The organism is Sinorhizobium sp. KGO-5, assembly GCF_036245905.1.
Classification (GTDB): Bacteria; Pseudomonadota; Alphaproteobacteria; order Rhizobiales; family Rhizobiaceae; genus Sinorhizobium; species Sinorhizobium meliloti_A.
The window spans coordinates 1,434,759-1,451,139 of record NZ_BDIZ01000001.1 but is presented as its reverse complement, the minus strand read 5'-3'; the positions used below and the strand labels follow the sequence as shown (position 1 = coordinate 1,451,139).

Genomic DNA, 16,381 nt, shown 5'->3' with positions numbered 1-16,381 from the left:
AGTTTCGAAGCGTAAACACCACGGCCGGAGCCGAAGGCAAAAGAGGATGGCGCAAGATGTGGTTTCTCGTAAAGGCGACGTTCTGGTTCTCGCTGGTGCTGGTGCTGCTGCCGTTTCTCGATCCGTCGAGCAGCGAGAAGCTCGAGCACGGCCCGAAGATGGAGATCGGCGGCACATTCTCTGCCGCGAACGAAGCCTTTCAATATATAAGCGCGATCTGCGTAGAGAAGCCGGACGTCTGCGAGAAGGGTGCGGAGACTTTCGTCGCCCTCGGACATCGCGCCCGCGAAGGCGCTCGCATCGCCTATGAGTTTCTCAACACCCAGTTCGCGGAAGGCGACGCCGCCGCTCCCGACGTCAAGGTCATGACCGGTACCGTCGCACCGGCAGAAAGTATCCCTTCGGCGGAAGCGACGGAGAAGGCCGAACAAACGTTCAAGCGTATGCCGGTTCCGGAACACCGCCTCGATCCCGGTCCGGCTTCCGGGAAGTAAGCCCTGCCGCGGAGAAGGCAAGACCGATCGTTCCGGCCGGGCACGCGGGGAAACGCGATTGCCTGTTCTCTTTGCGGCCCGCCTCTCCTATATGAAGGTGAAACGATGCGCCCGAACTGCGATTGAAGCAGTTTCACGCGGACTGCGCTACGCAGCGGGCGCCGAAAGCCGGACATAGCATGACTTCACTTGACCAGATCATCGACGACTTTGCATTTCTCGACGAATGGGAAGATCGCTACCGCTATGTGATCGAACTTGGCAAGAACCTGCCCGAGATGCCGGAAGCCTCGAGGACGAGCGAGAACAAGGTGCAGGGCTGTGCCAGCCAGGTCTGGCTCGTGACCCATGCGACGGGCGATGCTGAAGACCCGCTTCTCACCTTCGAGGGAGAATCGGATGCGCATATCGTGCGCGGCCTCGTGGCAATCGTCCTCGCCATCTTCTCCGGCAAGCGTGCTTCGGAAATTACCAGAACCGACGCTCTCGACATCTTCGGCAAGATCGGCCTCATCGAACACCTTTCCTCGCAACGCGCGAACGGCCTGCGCTCGATGATCCGGCGTATCAAGAGCGAAGCCGAAGGACGCCTGCCTGCCTGACCGGCGAAGAGTCAGAGCACTTCCAGGACAAGTGCGTAACGGTTTTCGTCCGGAAGCGCGTAGCTTCAACGGGTGGCAGCGTGTCAGTGTTTCAATGAAATACTTAAACGTCCTGAAAAGCCGGCCCGAATGAACCGGCCGGCCTTTATGACACAACTCAGGCGTTGCGCGTTCCCGATGGCCCCGTGGGGCCGCCCGGATCACTTGCCGCGGCGCTTCCGACGCTGTCCGAGACCCATTTCCTTGGCGAGCCGCGAGCGTGCTTCCGCGTATGCCGGCGCGACCATCGGATAATCCGCAGGCAAATCCCACTTGTCTCGGTAGTCTTCCGGCGAAAGGTTGTGGTGCGTCATCAGATGCCGCTTCAACGACTTGAAGGTGCCGCCGCATTCGAGACATGTGATCTGGTCGTCCTGCACCGACTTTCGGACCGAAACCGCGGGCTTCGGCTTTTCCACCGGGACGACCACCGGTGCAGGAGCCGTGGTGTTGTTGAGAGCCGAATGCACGTCGGCTATGAGCGTCGGCAGCTCGGCAACCGGAACCACGTGGTTGCTTACATAGGCGGCAACGATCTCCGCCGTAAGCTCAACCAGGAGTTCATTGCTCGCACCGAGCGAAGTCTCTGTCATTTCTTTCTCCTATCGGAATCCAGCGACGAAACCTGAAACAGAGTTCCAGGGGGAGGATGTACAAAATGCCGTCAATCAGCGCTTGCCGCCTCGGAACCGACCGCGATCTCGCAATGGAGACTGCGGTTCTGCCGCAACATCAAGGCTCGAATTGCGAGAGGGAAGAACCGTCACCAAGGCGCCAAAGCGGCCGACACCTCAAAGCAACGGACAAGCATCACAACTCAGGCTGGAATTTCATCTCAAAGTATTTTCCACGACGACACTTTGCATTTACTGCATTAACACTGATCTGCCAAAAGTCCAAACATAAATTTATCGGCATGCAGCAACTTTATTCCGAGTTGCTAAAATTGTCACGCTCGGCAAAATTGTCCTCAAATACAGAGTCAGAAATGCTGCCCGTCAATGCCCGCGCGGCTCTTCCTTATGGGGAAGCTGATCTATCACCGATCGTTTTGTCATCCTGTAGCCCGCTTGATGCGCGGCTTTTGCCAATAGATGGGCCGAGATCGGTGCCGTCAGCACGAAGAAGCCAAATCCCGCAAGTGCGCGCACGAAGACGGCGGCATCGAGCGAATGCAGCCCGGCCGCAAAGAGCAGCAGACCCGAACCGACGGTACCGGCTTTCGAGGCCGCATGCATGCGGGTGTAAAGGTCGGGGAAGCGGATGAGGCCAACCGCGGCAAGCAGCGAGAAGCAGGCGCCGACAATCATGATCAGCGCAACGAGGTAGGCGATGATTTGCAGAACCATCAACGCGCTCCCTTGCGTTTGCGGCGCCCGGCCTGTCCCGCGCGCGAGCGCGTCGACGACGGCTTTGCCTGGGCCAGGTCAGTTGCGCCCGGCGTCATGCGCTCCGGCGAAAGACCGCGCGCCAGGATGAAGCGGGCGAAAGCGACCGTCGCAAGAAAGCCGACGAGCCCGAGGGCGATCGCGATATCGATGTAGAGATAGAAGCCGGTTCTCACAGCGATCACCGCGATCAGGCCGATCGCAATCGCCACCAGCATATCGAGGCCCAGCACCCGGTCCGGAAGAGTCGGCCCGCGAATGATGCGCAGCACCGTCAACAGCAGCGCGAGAGAGAGAAGCACGAGCGCCACGCCGGAGGCCGTGCTCAGGACTGCAGCGGGCGTCATCGTTCGAAGGCCTCCCGAATTCGACGTTCGAAGCCGCCGGCGATGTCTCGCCGTAGAGCCCCCGGGTCGGCGCAGTCGAGCGCATGGACGTAGAGGGTCTTGCGATCTTCGGAGACATCCACCGACAGCGTACCCGGCGTCAGCGTGATCAGATTGGCGAGCAGCGTTATCTCGAAGTCACTCCTGAGCGCGAGCGGATAGGCAAAAATGCCAGGCTTCAGCGCCATGTTCGAGCGGAGAACCAGAATCGCGACCTTCGTTGCGGAAATCGCGAGCTCCTTGAAAAACAACAATGCGAGCAACAGCAGCCGCAACGGTCTCAGCGGGTAAGCCACCGGGCGCAGCTCACGCCGGATCAACCAGAGCGACAAGGCGCCGGCCGCGAAGCCCAGCAGGAGGTTCGCGGGCGTGAAGCTGGCGCTGATTGCTCCCCAGATAAGCGTAAAGACCAGGTTGGTCAGCAGGAATTTCATTGCGGACCTCCTGCGGGAAAGACTGAATTCAGGTAAGTGGACGGCTCTGCAAGACCGGCTGCGGCGCTCTGGATCATCGCAAGCAGCGGTTCGGGATAGAGGCCGAGCGCAAGCGCCAGAAGCGTAAGTGCTGCAAGCGGACCCAGGGCCGTCGCGGACAGGGGGGCCGGGCCGGCGGCCGCCTCGGGTATTGCGCTGTCTCGCCAATAGGCCAGGAGGAAAAGGCGGCCGGTCGCAATCATGGTGAAGAAGCCGACGAGAAGGAGCGCGGCGGCAAGCCACCAGGCGCCGATGTCGATGGCCGCCTTCACCAGCATGACCTTCGGCCAGAAGCCGGAAAAGGGCGGCAGCCCCGAAATGGCGAAGCACAGCATCAAGGTCAGCGCCGCAAACCCCGCATGCTTGCGGTAAAGGCCCGCAAGCGTTGCGATCGAGCTGTCTGCACCGAGGCGCATGGCGATCCCGGAGGCGAAATAAAGGCCCGTCATCACCAGCATCGAATGGAGCGCGTAGAAGATCGCGCCGCCAATGCCGCCTGGTCCGCCGATGGCTAGGCCTGCGAGCATCGAACCTATGCCCGAAACGACGAGGTAGCCGAGAAGGCGACGAAAATCCGTTTGCGCGAGCGCACCGAGAACGCCGACCATCATCGTCAGGGCACCGACGAGCGCCAGTACGAAGCTCAATTCCTCCCTTTCGATCGGAAAGAGCATGACCGTCACGCGGATCAACGCATAGATACCGACCTTGGTGAGCAGGCCGGCAAAGAGCGCCGACACGACGACGCGAGGGGTATGGTAGGAAGCAGGCAACCAGAAGTTCAAGGGAAACGCGGCCGCCTTCATGCCGAAGGCGAGAACATAGAGTCCGACCAAAGTCATCAACGGCGCATTGACGCGCAGTTCGTCGGCCTTACGCGCGATGTCGGCCATGTTGAGCGTGCCGAACACGGCGTAGAGGAAGCCGGTAGCGACCAGGAACAGTGTCGTTGCGACCAGGTTCAGAAAGCCGTACTTCACCGTCCCGTCGATCTGCCCGCGCTCGGAGCCGAGGACCAGAAGCCCGAAGGAGGAAATCAGCAGGACCTCGAACCAGACATAGAGGTTGAAGATATCCCCCGTGAGGAAGGCTCCCGATACGCCGGCCATCAGCAGCATCAGCAGCGGATAGAAACCATAGCGCCGGCCGCTGTCGTTGATATCGGCCAGCGAAAAGATGCCGGCCGCAAAAGCGACCAAGGCCGCCACCAGAGCAAAGAGCGCACCGGTCAGGTCAACCGTGAAGGCGATGCCGAACGGCGGCAGCCAACGCCCCATCACCATGGTCATCGGCCCGTTTCTCGCGACGTGATCGAGCAGCGCCACGTCGATCAACACCAGAACGGCCAGGCTCGCAAGCGCTATTGCGGGCTGGAGGCCGGCCCAGCGACGAAGCATCACGAGGAGCGCGCCGACGGCCAGGCACCAGGCGACGGGCAGAACGACGAGCCATTCGACGGCCGACGCGGGGGCAAGCATCAGGGCTGCGGAAAGATCGACGTGAGCGGGGGTGGAAACGGCCATGGTGCGTCAGTATCCCAGTGGCGGCGCCGGCTCGTTCACCGGTTCCGCAACACGCATCTCGTCCGTGTTGTCTGTCGCGAGGTCTTCATAGGCGCGCCAGGCGAGAACGAGGAGAAAGGCGAAGAAGGAGAAGGAAATGACGATGGCGGTCAGGATCAGCGCCTGCGGCAAGGCATTGGCCGCCGGACCGGAAAGCACATCGGCACCCTCCGCTATGACCGGCGGTACGTCGCGCGTCAGGCGGCCGCCGGTGAAGATCAGAAGGTTTACCGCATTTCCCAGGATCGCCACGCCCAGGAGGACGCGGATGATGGATTTCGACAGAAGCAGGTAAATGGCGACGGTGAAGAAGAAAGTGACCAGCAGGGAAAACCATGTCTCCATCAGGCGCCCCCTCTTTCTTCAAGCGACAGCGCGATCGAACTGATGGCACCGACGACGACCAGGTAGACCCCCGTATCGAACAGCATGACCGTGGAGAGCGGAACTTCGACGCCGAAAAAGGAGGGATATATCCACAGCCCGGTCATGAACGGCACCCGCGCGAAAAGTGACGCCAGTCCCGCCAAGGTCGCGGCGAAAAGGCCGGCGCCCGCGATAGCCATCGGGTGGAAGAATATCGCCCGCCGCACCGTCTCCACACCGTGGGCGATGCCGTAGATCGCCAGCGCCGAAACGGCGATCAAACCGCCTATGAAGCCGCCTCCGGGCTCGTTGTGGCCGCGCAGCAGCACAAAGATAGAAAAAAGCATCATCAATCCGGCGAGGAAGGGCGCGACGGTCCGAAAAATGATCGACTTCATACCGGCTCCTTCGTGTTCGCTTCAGCGGCCGCGATCTCGCGCGTTTCGCCGCGTCTCAACGATCCCGCCCGCAACCGCACGAGGGAAAGGATGGACAGGCCGGCAACCAGCACGACGGCAATTTCGCCGAGCGTATCCGTACCGCGGAAGTCGACGATGATGACGTTGACCACGTTCGCGCCGTGCGCGATCGATTTCGAATAGAGGTTGAAGAATTCCGTCAGCGTCGAATCGAACGGCACACCGGTAACCCGGAGGAGGAAAAGGCCGAATCCGATTCCGCAGGCGAGCGCGATCGTGAAGTCGGGAAGCTTCTGTCTGAGTGGTCGGTGATCGGAGGGAGACAGCCGCAGCCGGGTCATCACGAGTGCCAGCACGACGACGGACAGCGTCTCTATCATGAACTGGGTGAAGGCGAGATCCGGAGCGCCGTAAAGCAGGAAGAGCATCGCAACGGCGAAGCCCTGAATTCCGAGCGACACGATCGCCGTCAGCCTGTCCGCGGCCAGCACCACGGCGAAGAGGCCAAGCACGGCGATCGCCATGATCGCGAATTCGTGCAGCGGGACGTCGCCCGGAAAGAAAGGTGCGCGCGGGAATTCGCCATAGCGCAGCGGCAATGCGAGCATGACGGCGGCGACGAGCAGGAAGGTCACGGTCATGTAGTTATCGAGACGGCCGCCCTGCAAGCGCCGGGTCGCGGCGACCGCAAACCGCACGAGGCCGCGTATGAACTGGTCGAAGCCTCGATCCGGTCCCCAGCCGATATCGGCGAGGATCACCGCCATGGCCGCGCGCAGCCGCGTCAGATTGAGGAACAGAACGACGCCGACCGCCAGCGTCACCACGGAGAGCAACAATGGCACGCCGATATGCGGTGCGAGCGATATCGTCACGGTTCTCGGCTCGCCGGCAACGGCCGAGGCCATGGGCGAGGTCACGAACCGATGAACGAGGCCCGACATCAGCGCACTGGAAAGGCCCATCGCAGCCAGGATAGCCGGGCCGATCCAGAGGAGCACCGGTGCCTCGTGGGCATGCTTCGGCGTATCGACCTTAGGGCCGAGAAACGGTTTTAGAGCGATCGCGAAGCCGACGGCGAACATCAGGCCGTTGCCGAGGATGGTCAAGGCCGCGAACACCATGGACCGACGGTCGAAACCGGAGAGTGCAGCGTAGATTTCCTCTTTCGCAAGGAACCCGAAAAATGGCGGAAGGCCGCCCATCGACAGGGCCGCCGCAAGAGCTATGGCGAAGGTCAGAGGCATGGCGCTGCGCAGGCCGCCGAGCTTCGTCAGGTGGCGCGTACCGGTTTCATGATCGATAATGCCGGCCACCATGAACAGCGCCCCCTTGAACAGGGCATGCGCCACCAGGTAAAGCACTGCGGCTTCAATGGCGTAGGGCAGGCCGAGCCCGGTCAGCATGACCAGAAGACCCAGCGACGACATGGTCGTATAGGCCAGCATCATCTTCAGGTCCGTCTGGCGCACTGCCAGGGCGGCTCCGGCGACGAGCGTCGTCACGCCGAAGAGCGGCAACAGCACCTGCCACTCCGTCGTGCCGCCGAGCACCGGGTTGAGCCGCATCAGAAGATAGACGCCCGCCTTTACCATCGTCGCCGAGTGCAGATAGGCCGAAACGGGAGTCGGCGCTTCCATGGCGTTCGGCAGCCAGAAGTGAAACGGAAACTGTGCCGACTTGGTGAATGCGCCGCCGAGGACCAGGAGCAGCGCCGCGAGATAGAAGGGGCTCTGCTTCAGTTCGTCTCCGAAGGACAGCAGCAGCGAAAATTGCGTGACGCCGCTGACGTTCCACAGGATGAGGAGCCCGGCAAGCAAGGCAAGTCCGCCTCCCCCGGTCACGACCAGAGCCTGCAAAGCCGCGCGGCGCGCCGCCTCGCGGCCGTGATCGAAGCCGATCAGCAGGAACGAAGTGATCGACGTCAGCTCCCAGAAGACGAAGAGCATCAGGAAGCTGTCCGAGACGACGAGCCCCTGCATCGAGCCCATGAACATCAGAATGAACGAAAAGAAGCGGCCCTGGTCGGGATGCCCCTTCAGATATCCGCCCGAATAGAGGACGATCAGTGTGCCGATGCCCGAAATCAGAAGTGCAAATGTCAGTGACAAGCCGTCGATCAGCCAGGAGAAGCTGACGTTGAAGGATGGTATCCAGATATAGCCGCCGGTGACGATCTCGCCGGCGGCGACCTCCGGAATGAAGCCTGCGAGATGCATGAAGACGGCGAGTGGCGCCAGCGCCAACAGCCAGGCGGCATTCCCGCCGAGAAGCCGGGTCAGGGCCGGCGCGACGACGGCCGCGGCAAAGGGAAGACCGAGGGCCAGGAATGTCAGGGCCGCGGCATCCATCGTATCGACACGCTCCTTCTCATTGATCTTTCAGTCAAGCTTTAACCGGACATAGAAGATGGTCGGGCCTGCCTCAAGGGAAATCGGCCGGGGTGTGAGGTTATGCCACGTTTATACTGTGTAGAGGGCAGCGGCTTCGTCCCGACCCCGATCAGTATCCTGTCCAAAACGCGGAGCTCCTGGCATCGACCCCCATTTGTGCCCAAGCAGAACCCATCCTATATATTCGCTGCAATCGAAAGGAGCGCAGCCATGTCCGAAAACCGGATGCCGAAGATTACGAAGACGAACGAGGAGTGGCGGGCAGCGCTGACGCCCGAGCAGTACCGCGTCACACGCGAACATGGCACCGAGCGTCCCTTCACCGGCCCCTTCCTCGACAATAAAAGGCATGGCACCTACAAGTGCGTCTGTTGCGGCCGCGCGCTGTTTCGCTCGGATACCAAGTTCGATTCCGGCTGCGGCTGGCCCAGCTATTTCGCCCCGGTCGATCCGGACGCGATCTCTGAATATGTCGACCGCTCGCACCACATGGTCAGAACGGAGATTCGCTGTGCCGCTTGTGACGCCCATCTCGGCCATGTCTTCCCCGACGGGCCTCCACCGACGGGCCTGCGCTATTGCCTGAACGGCACCGCGATGACATTCGAGGAGGATTGACCACGGGCCTGTTTCGGCGGCACTTTCCAGCCTGCGTGTGATCTGTCGCATGCCCTTAAACCCGGAACGTTTTGAAGATAAGATGGTGCAGCAGTTCAAAGCCGTTGCGGCGGCCCTCGGCGTCCAGAACAAAACGCGCGGCGCGGTGAGGAGAAGCGGCAGGTCGAACGAAGCCTAGAGGACGCCCCGCATGCGCCGTGCCTGTATCGCATCTCTGCTCCTCGTGACGCTTGCCTCGCCCGCTGTCGCCGAGGACGACTGGCACCCTTACGCCAATCCCCGCTTCGGTTACACGGTCGAGATCCCGCCCGGATTCGAGATGGGCCTCGAGGCCGATAACGGCGACGGTGTCAGATTTCACGCCGATGACAACGGTGCGACGCTCATGGTGTTCGGCACCCATCCGCCGGATGGCGACTTTGAAACCGACGTCGCCGAAAGGATCGGCTACGAGAAGCAGGACGACTGGCGAATCATCTTCTCGCGCGTCACGTCCGCCTGGGCGAGCTTTTCCGGCGCGCGCGAGAGCGACGTCTTCTATACGCGGGCGATTGCGCTCTGCGACGGCAGCGCCGCCTATTTCAGGCTCCAGTATCGGAAGAGCAAACTGACCAGTTTCGATGGGGTCATCTCGCGCATGGCCTCGGCACTCAGGCCGTCGGAAGAATGTCGGCCTGCTGCAGACTGAAGCTGCAGCTCTGACTCCAAGCTTAAGATACGGCGGCGCTGCTGATGCAGGTCAGGACTGCGGAATAGTGCACAGCAGCTCCCGTGACGACGAAGCCGTGCCAGATGGCGTTCTGGAAGCGCAGGCGCTCCCAGACATGGAAGATGACCCCGACCGAATAGATGACGCCACCGATGACGATCAGAGTGAGGGTCGTCGCGCTCAAGGCGGTAAAGAGGGATTTCGCGGCGAGCAAGCCGCTCCAGCCCATTGCGAGATAAAGCAGGATCGCCAGCCGATCGAAGCGCCCCGGCAGGAGGCACTTCATGGCGATGCCGGCGGCTGCGATAAGCCAGATGGCGACCAGCATCGAGAAGAGGAACGGATCATCCCAGCCGCGCTGCAGAAACGGCGTGTAGGTTGCAGCGATCAGCACGAAGATTCCGGAGTGGTCCAGCCGACGCAGCAGCCACTTGGCCCGGCCCACCGGAAAGAGATTATAGACGAATGAGATCGACAGGGCGGCGATGAGCCCGCCGCCATAGATCGAAGCCGCGGCCAATTGCCCGGACGTGCTCCAGACGGTGGCGTAAAAGATCAGGGCGGTAACACCGACGAGCGCCGCCGAAAGCCCGATCCCGTGGACGATTGCGTCGGCGATCATCTCCGATCGGTCGTAGTCCCATTTGACGCCGGCAACCTTCACGCGGCCCCTCCCGCTCCGCTTTCGATATCCGTGCAGCCTGCAGCAGCAACGAAATACCTCATGATCGATCACGGCGGATTCGAACGGTTCGAAACACCGCAAGATCACCTGGTTCGGTTCATCCTGCCACAGGCCGGCGGCACGGCAAAGCACCAGGATCGGGCGAAAGGATCAACTTTTGCAACGCATTACAACAAATACCGCACCCTTCGCCGGAGCGTGCGGCAAACGGCTTTCTCTGGAGCAGGTGGGATCTTTGGGCGGTTATCTCCCGCCGGTCGCGATCTCGGCGGCGCAGGTCTGACAGAGCGGAGCATGCGGCACGGCGCGCAGCCTTTCCGGGGATATGGGGTCGCCGCAACGCACGCAAATGCCGAAGGTCCCTGCTTCGATGCGGTTGAGTGCAGCATCGATCGCGCGAATTTCGCCCTGGCCGGCCAGGCCGAGTCCCTCCAGGACCTCATCGCTCTCCCGTTCCGTTACGCGATCCGGCACATCGGCATTCATCGGCTGCTCGAGATCTTCCTCTATCTGCACCAACCGGCCATGAAGTTCGCGTTTGCGGCGCAAAAGCTGTTCGCGAAAGTCGTCAAGCGCATACTTATCCATTGCGTGACTCCTTCGGATCGCGGCGCAGGGGGCCTGCACCGTGCCGTTTATTCCCAGTGTTACCGGTCGACGAGAACCGCGCAGGGGCAATGGCTGACGACACGGCTGGCGGTCGACCCGATGAAATAGTCGATCAGGCCCGGGCGGTGGGACGCGATGATCACCAGGTCGGCCTTCTCTTCCTCGGCCAGTGCATTGATGCTGCCGGCAGCTCCGCCGGTGCGGATTTCGACGCGTCCGTTGATGCCATGCTTGGTTTTCAGCGCTTCCAGGGTCTTGACCGCGTGCTTGCGCGATTCCTCGATCATCTCCAGCGGAAAATCGACGATCATGTAACCTTGTGCATAGGCGTTGAGATCCTCGACGACGTTGAGCAGAATGATCTCTCCCCCCTCGTCGATCAGTTTCTCGGCAATGCCAAGGACGGACTCGCCGTGCTCCAGTTGATCCATGGCAATCGGCACGATGATCTTCCTGTACATGCTGCTACGTCCTTTTCCTATGTTACCACGTCGCACGCCGAATGCGACGGCCCCTGGCTCCCGATACGGACGGAAACCACATCACGTACGCCGTCCTGCGCCGGACCGATATCGCACGGTGACGGTTGTACGGGCCTTGACTTGGATCAAAGTGACCGCCCCACTGCTCCCATCGCTCCCACCGTTAAAGGTAGCGCGGCCGCCGCGACTGTCAACGTTTGTCGAACACAACATCAAGTAATAAAAGAGCTTTCGCCTACGTGTTGACGTGCTCATATTGGATCTGGGCAGCAGATCACAGTCTCGGGCGTCGCCCTCCCGCTGTCCGAAAGGCGAATAGGATGAAGGACACCGCACAACCGAAGCCGCAGGCCAGCGTTCCCGCCGATCACGCGACCGCGATGCCCGCTTATGTCGATCGGTCGCATCTTGTCGTCAGCGACCTGGAGACGGTCTCGTCCTGGTACCAGCGGATAATCGGTCTGTCGTCGATCGAGGCGAACAAAAGCGGCGTGACCCTCGGCGTCGCCGGAAGACCGCTGCTGACATTGACGGGCGACGGCAATGCCGTAAGGGCTCCGCGAAGTGCACCCGGTCTCTTCCATCACGCATTCCTGGTTCCGGACCGCACCGAGCTCGGACGCTGGCTCGTGCACGCCGCCGAAAACGGGGTGCAGTTGCAGGGAGCCTCCGATCACCTCGTCAGCGAAGCGATCTATCTCGCTGATCCGGAGGGTAACGGAATCGAGATTTATCGCGATCGCCCACGCGCCGAATGGAATTACGGAGCGGACGGCATGGTGGCAATGAACACGCTGCCGCTCGATCTGCAGGCACTCTACGACGAGGTGCCGAAGAACAGCTGGGACGGCTTGCCGGCCGGCACCACGATCGGTCACATTCACCTCCAGGTCTCGGATATCCCGCAGGCGGACGATTTTTTCCGCAATGGCCTGGGGCTCGACCTCATGGCACGCTACCCTGGAGCCAGCTTCTTCGCGACCGGCAAGTACCATCACCACGTGGCAGCCAATATCTGGAATTCTCGCGGAGCGCCGAAACGCCAGGGCAACATGACCGGTCTTGCCGACTACACGATCCGCTTCCGGGACCCGGAGGCCCTCGACGCGGCGATCCAGAAGCTCGACGCGCTCGAAATAGCGAGGGACAGGCAGGGCGACACGTATAGCCTCACCGACCCGTGGGGCATCGGCCTCAAACTCGTCGCCTAGGCGTCTGGGCGGCCCTTTCCGCTTGATCGCCGCGCTGGTGCCCTCTATCTCATTGTCTCCCCCATACGGCGCCGCACGTCTCGTCAGACGCGCAAGAGGTCGCTGTAGCGCATTAATCTGCTGCCTGTTTTCCCCTCCGGAAGACATGCAGCAGGACCGATCCCGGAGACATGCCTTGTCCGTATTCAAGAACCTGCCCGCCGCACCCGTCGCCCCGAAAAAGCCGGCAACGGATACCCGCCACGGCATGACCCGCACCGACGATTACGCTTGGCTCAGGGCCGAAAACTGGCAGGCCATGTTCAAGGATCCGTCGATCCTGGATCCCGAGATCCGTCGCCATCTGGAGGCGGAGAATACCTATATGAACGCCGCGATGGCGGACACGAAGGATCTGCAGAAGACGCTGTTTGCCGAAATGCGCGGCCGGATCAAGGAAGACGATTCGTCGGTTCCGATGAAGGATGGCCCTTTTGCCTACGGGACGTCCTACGTCACCGGCGGCGAGCATCCGCGCTATTTCCGGATCCCGCGCGAGGGTGCTGCGGGCGACGAGACGATCCGCAAGGTGCTGCTCGACGGCGACAGGGAGGCTGAAGGTAAGGCCTATTTCCGTATCGCCGGGCTCGACCATTCGAGCGATCATTCCCGCGGAATCTGGGGGTACGACGACAAAGGGTCGGAATATTTCACTTTGAAGGTGCGCGATCTTTCGACCGGCGAGGACCTCGAGGACCTGCTCGAAAATACGGGCGGCGGCGGCGCCTGGGCGCCGGACGGCAAGAGCTTCTTCTATACCGTGCTCGACGAGAACCACCGGCCATCGAAGATCTTCCACCACGTCATCGGCACGCCGCAGTCGGAGGACCGGCTGGTTTATGAGGAGCCCGATGCCGGCTTCTTCATGTCTGTCGGCGGTTCGCTCCTCGACGATTTCATCTATATCGACATCCATGACCACGAGACGAGCGAGTACCGGCTCATCCCGACCAGCGACCTTGCCGCGGAGCCCAGGATCGTGGCGGAGCGCGTAACCGGTCTTGAATATTCCATGACCGAGGGCGGCGACGTCTTCTACATTCTTACCAATGCCGACGGCGCCAAGGATTTCAAGATCATGGAAGCGCCGGTGGAAGCGCCGCAGAAGGAAAACTGGCGCGAGGTCGTGCCGCACAAGCCGGGAACGCTGATCCTCAGCCATATGGCCTATGCCCGGCATCTGGTCTGGCTGCAGCGCCGCAACGGGCTGCCGGAAATCGTCATCCGCGACCGCCGCACCGGCGAGGAACACGCCATCGCATTCGCCGAGGAGGCCTATTCTCTGGGGCTTTCGGGTGCGGCCGAATACGACACCGACATCATCCGCTTCTCCTATTCGTCGATGACGACGCCTTCGCAACTGTTCGACTACGACATGCAGACGCGCAAGCGCACGCTGCTCAAGACGCAGGAAGTCCCCTCCGGGCACGATCCGGACGCCTATGTGACCCGCCGGGTATTCGCCCCGGCGCATGATGGCGAGCAGGTGCCGATCACCCTGCTCTATCGCAAGGACACACCGCTCGACGGATCCGCCCCTTGCCTGCTTTACGGCTACGGTGCCTACGGCATCACCATTCCCGCCAGCTTCAACACCAACTGCCTGTCGCTCGTCGACCGCGGCTTCGTCTATGCGATCGCCCATATCCGCGGCGGCAAGGACAAGGGCTTCCACTGGTACGAAGACGGCAAGATGGCGAAGAAGACCAATACGTTCAAAGACTTCATCGCAGCCGCCGATTATTTGAATCAGGAGAAGTTCACCTCCTACGCGAACATCGTCGCCGAGGGCGGCTCGGCTGGGGGCATGCTGATGGGCGCCATCGCCAATATGGCGCCGGAGAAGTTCCGCGGCATCATCGCCGCGGTGCCCTTCGTCGACGTGCTCAGCACGATGCTGGACGACACGCTGCCGCTGACACCCCCGGAATGGCCCGAATGGGGCAATCCGATCGACAGCCCGGAGTTCTACGACATCATCGCGAGCTACTCGCCCTACGACAATGTCGGTGCCAGGCCGTATCCCGCCATTCTGGCGCTCGGAGGCCTGACCGATCCGCGCGTCACCTATTGGGAACCGGCGAAATGGGTGGCGAAACTGCGCGAGGAGACGACCGGCAGCGAACCCATCCTGCTCAAGACCAACATGGACGCCGGCCACGGCGGCGCTTCCGGTCGCTTTCAGCGGCTGGAGGAGATCGCCTTCGAATATGCCTTCGCCATCAAGGTCGCAGGCAAGGCGTAAGGGGAAGAGCCGGTGCCGGTCTATGTAGCACTGCTCAGAGCCGTCAATGTGGGCGGCACCGGCAAGCTGACGATGGCGGACTTGAGGGCCGCCTGCGATGGGCTCGGCTTCGCGGGCGCCAAGACCTATATCCAGAGCGGCAACGTCGTTTTTCGCTCTGATCTGCCTGAGCCCGCAGTGCAGGCGAAACTCGAACAGGCGCTGGCGGCGAAAATGGGCAAAGCGCCGGGAGTCTTGCTCCGCAGCCGTCGCCAACTGGAGGACGTCGCCGCCAGGGCGGAGCGGTTTCTCGATGCCAAGCCGAACTTGCTGCTGATCACCTTCCTGCCGGAGCCGCCTCCCCGCGACGCGCTCGACAAGCTGGTGGCACCCGATGGAGAAAAGGTGCGGATCGACGGGCGCGAAATCTATATCCACTATCCGAATGGATCCGGACGGTCGAAGCTGAAGCTTCCGGCGCTCAGACCGGGCACGGCGCGCAATCTCAACACAATACGCAAGCTGGCGGAAATGGCCGCCGCGATGGAAGAGGGTTCCTGACGTTACAGCGAGACGCCGACACCTGTGCATACTCTGCTGCGCCCCTGCCAATTTGGCAGGAGAACAAACGCAAGGAGGGATAAAGGTGGAGGACTTGGCCAGGTACAGACACGATCTGCCGCTTGTACGGGGCGGCATGTTCTTGAGCGACGGTGGCATGGAGACCGCGCTGATCTTCCAGGAGGGGATCGAACTCCCGCATTTCGCGTCCTTCGTCCTGCTCTCGACGGCGGAAGGCCGGCGGCGGCTTCTGCGCTACTACACGCGCTATCTCGAAATCGCCAGGCGCCACGGCACCGGCTTCGTGCTCGATACCGCCACATGGCGCGCCAATGCCGATTGGGGTGAAAAACTCGGCTACGATGCGGCGGCATTGAGAAAGGTCAATCAGGATGCCGTTGATCTCCTCACGGGGTTGCGCACCGAGTACGAGCGGCCGCAGGCTCCGGTCGTCCTCAATGGCGTGATCGGCCCGCGCGGCGATGGCTATCAGGCGGGCCGGATTACGGCCGACGAAGCGGAGGACTATCATTGCGCCCAGGTCGCCACCTTTGCCGACAGCCAAGCAGACATGATCACGGCCGTCACGATGACGAATACCGAGGAGGCGATCGGGGTCGTCCGGGCCGCCAGGGGCCATGACATGCCCTGCGCCATCTCCTTCACGGTGGAGACCGACGGCCGCCTGGTTACCGGTCGCTCGCTACAGCACGCGATCGAGACGGTGGACGCCGAGACCGGCGGTTATCCGCACTACTACATGATCAATTGCGCCCATCCGACCCATTTCGAGAATGTGCTGGAACGGCAGAGCGCCTGGGTCCGGCGGATCGGCGGCATTCGCGCCAATGCCTCGACGAAGAGCCATGCCGAACTCGACGAGAGCGAGACATTGGATGCGGGCGACGCGTGCGACCTTGCAGAACGTTATCGTTCGCTCACCCGCCGCCTGCCGCATTTGCGGGTGCTCGGCGGCTGTTGCGGTACCGACCACCGGCACATGGCGGCGATCTGCGAGGCGTGCCTGCCACGAGCTGCGCTCAGTGCCTGATCGCGACGGCCCCTTCGCACGAAGGAGCGAGGGGGCTCATATAGGCGTCCAGGCCGAAAACTCGCGAAAA

The 16,381-nt window shown here is 61.8% G+C and carries 19 protein-coding genes; 8 read left to right on the top strand and 11 right to left on the bottom strand.

What is annotated here, in order from left to right:
• Positions 1-56 precede the first annotated feature (56 nt).
• Both BHD07_RS06880 and BHD07_RS06875 read left to right on the top strand, forming a co-directional pair.
• On the top strand, positions 57-494 hold the full coding sequence (locus tag BHD07_RS06880) for a DUF5330 domain-containing protein (protein ID WP_100672010.1): 438 nt from the start codon (positions 57-59) through the stop codon (positions 492-494).
• A gap of 179 nt (positions 495-673) precedes the next feature.
• A complete protein-coding gene (locus BHD07_RS06875) occupies positions 674-1,096 on the top strand; it encodes a SufE family protein (RefSeq protein WP_100672009.1) in 423 nt (140 codons plus the stop codon).
• Between the two features lie 200 nt (positions 1,097-1,296).
• Here BHD07_RS06875 and mucR read toward each other — a convergent pair whose 3' ends face one another.
• The 8 genes from mucR to BHD07_RS06835 form a co-directional block, all read right to left on the bottom strand.
• A complete protein-coding gene (gene mucR, locus BHD07_RS06870) occupies positions 1,297-1,728 on the bottom strand; it encodes an exopolysaccharide biosynthesis transcriptional regulator MucR (RefSeq protein WP_018094540.1) in 432 nt (143 codons plus the stop codon).
• Between the two features lie 405 nt (positions 1,729-2,133).
• Entirely contained in the window at positions 2,134-2,484 is a 351-nt protein-coding gene (gene mnhG, locus BHD07_RS06865; protein ID WP_100672008.1) for a monovalent cation/H(+) antiporter subunit G, read from the bottom strand.
• Complete coding sequence (locus BHD07_RS06860; protein WP_100672007.1) at positions 2,484-2,870, bottom strand: cation:proton antiporter; 387 nt, start codon at positions 2,868-2,870, stop codon at positions 2,484-2,486. Before BHD07_RS06860 ends, mnhG begins: the two co-directional genes overlap by 1 nt.
• A complete protein-coding gene (locus BHD07_RS06855) occupies positions 2,867-3,343 on the bottom strand; it encodes a Na+/H+ antiporter subunit E (RefSeq protein ID WP_100672006.1) in 477 nt (158 codons plus the stop codon). The genes BHD07_RS06860 and BHD07_RS06855 overlap by 4 nt, the downstream gene beginning before the upstream one ends.
• Positions 3,340-4,905 (bottom strand): Na+/H+ antiporter subunit D, encoded by a 1,566-nt coding sequence (locus BHD07_RS06850; RefSeq protein WP_338278609.1) that lies wholly within the window; start codon positions 4,903-4,905, stop codon positions 3,340-3,342. The genes BHD07_RS06855 and BHD07_RS06850 overlap by 4 nt, the downstream gene beginning before the upstream one ends.
• Before the next feature lie 6 nt (positions 4,906-4,911).
• Complete coding sequence (locus BHD07_RS06845) at positions 4,912-5,289, bottom strand: Na+/H+ antiporter subunit C (RefSeq protein WP_003527393.1); 378 nt, start codon at positions 5,287-5,289, stop codon at positions 4,912-4,914.
• Positions 5,289-5,708, bottom strand: coding sequence for a Na(+)/H(+) antiporter subunit B (locus tag BHD07_RS06840; RefSeq protein WP_018094534.1), 420 nt, complete (start codon positions 5,706-5,708; stop codon positions 5,289-5,291). Before BHD07_RS06840 ends, BHD07_RS06845 begins: the two co-directional genes overlap by 1 nt.
• Positions 5,705-8,080: a putative monovalent cation/H+ antiporter subunit A gene (locus BHD07_RS06835; RefSeq protein ID WP_275596582.1), complete on the bottom strand. Its 2,376-nt coding sequence runs from the start codon at positions 8,078-8,080 to the stop codon at positions 5,705-5,707. The genes BHD07_RS06840 and BHD07_RS06835 overlap by 4 nt, the downstream gene beginning before the upstream one ends.
• Positions 8,081-8,332: 252 nt before the next feature.
• Between BHD07_RS06835 and msrB the strand changes: the two genes are divergently transcribed.
• Both msrB and BHD07_RS06825 read left to right on the top strand, forming a co-directional pair.
• Entirely contained in the window at positions 8,333-8,740 is a 408-nt protein-coding gene (msrB, locus tag BHD07_RS06830; protein ID WP_338278604.1) for a peptide-methionine (R)-S-oxide reductase MsrB, read from the top strand.
• Between the two features lie 190 nt (positions 8,741-8,930).
• Positions 8,931-9,428 carry a hypothetical protein gene (locus tag BHD07_RS06825; RefSeq protein WP_338278602.1) on the top strand — a complete coding sequence of 166 codons (498 nt, stop codon included), beginning with the start codon at positions 8,931-8,933 and terminating at the stop codon, positions 9,426-9,428.
• 22 nt (positions 9,429-9,450) lie between these two features.
• Here BHD07_RS06825 and trhA read toward each other — a convergent pair whose 3' ends face one another.
• From trhA to BHD07_RS06810, 3 genes are all read right to left on the bottom strand, one after another.
• Positions 9,451-10,113 carry a PAQR family membrane homeostasis protein TrhA gene (gene trhA, locus BHD07_RS06820; RefSeq protein WP_100672000.1) on the bottom strand — a complete coding sequence of 221 codons (663 nt, stop codon included), beginning with the start codon at positions 10,111-10,113 and terminating at the stop codon, positions 9,451-9,453.
• Positions 10,114-10,377: 264 nt separating this feature from the next.
• Positions 10,378-10,722: a TraR/DksA family transcriptional regulator gene (locus tag BHD07_RS06815; RefSeq protein WP_018094528.1), complete on the bottom strand. Its 345-nt coding sequence runs from the start codon at positions 10,720-10,722 to the stop codon at positions 10,378-10,380.
• Between the two features lie 59 nt (positions 10,723-10,781).
• Entirely contained in the window at positions 10,782-11,204 is a 423-nt protein-coding gene (locus tag BHD07_RS06810) for a universal stress protein (protein WP_100671998.1), read from the bottom strand.
• A gap of 341 nt (positions 11,205-11,545) precedes the next feature.
• On the opposite strand from BHD07_RS06810, the gene BHD07_RS06805 reads away from it, so the two are divergent.
• The 4 genes from BHD07_RS06805 to BHD07_RS06790 all read left to right on the top strand — a co-directional run bounded on the left by BHD07_RS06805 (position 11,546) and on the right by BHD07_RS06790 (position 16,311).
• Positions 11,546-12,436, top strand: coding sequence for a VOC family protein (locus BHD07_RS06805; protein ID WP_338278597.1), 891 nt, complete (start codon positions 11,546-11,548; stop codon positions 12,434-12,436).
• Positions 12,437-12,611: 175 nt separating this feature from the next.
• Positions 12,612-14,720, top strand: coding sequence for a S9 family peptidase (locus tag BHD07_RS06800; RefSeq protein ID WP_338278595.1), 2,109 nt, complete (start codon positions 12,612-12,614; stop codon positions 14,718-14,720).
• A gap of 12 nt (positions 14,721-14,732) precedes the next feature.
• Positions 14,733-15,260, top strand: coding sequence for a DUF1697 domain-containing protein (locus BHD07_RS06795; RefSeq protein WP_338278593.1), 528 nt, complete (start codon positions 14,733-14,735; stop codon positions 15,258-15,260).
• A gap of 94 nt (positions 15,261-15,354) precedes the next feature.
• Entirely contained in the window at positions 15,355-16,311 is a 957-nt protein-coding gene (locus tag BHD07_RS06790; RefSeq protein ID WP_324763092.1) for a homocysteine S-methyltransferase family protein, read from the top strand.
• The last annotated feature ends 70 nt before the right edge of the window (positions 16,312-16,381 follow it).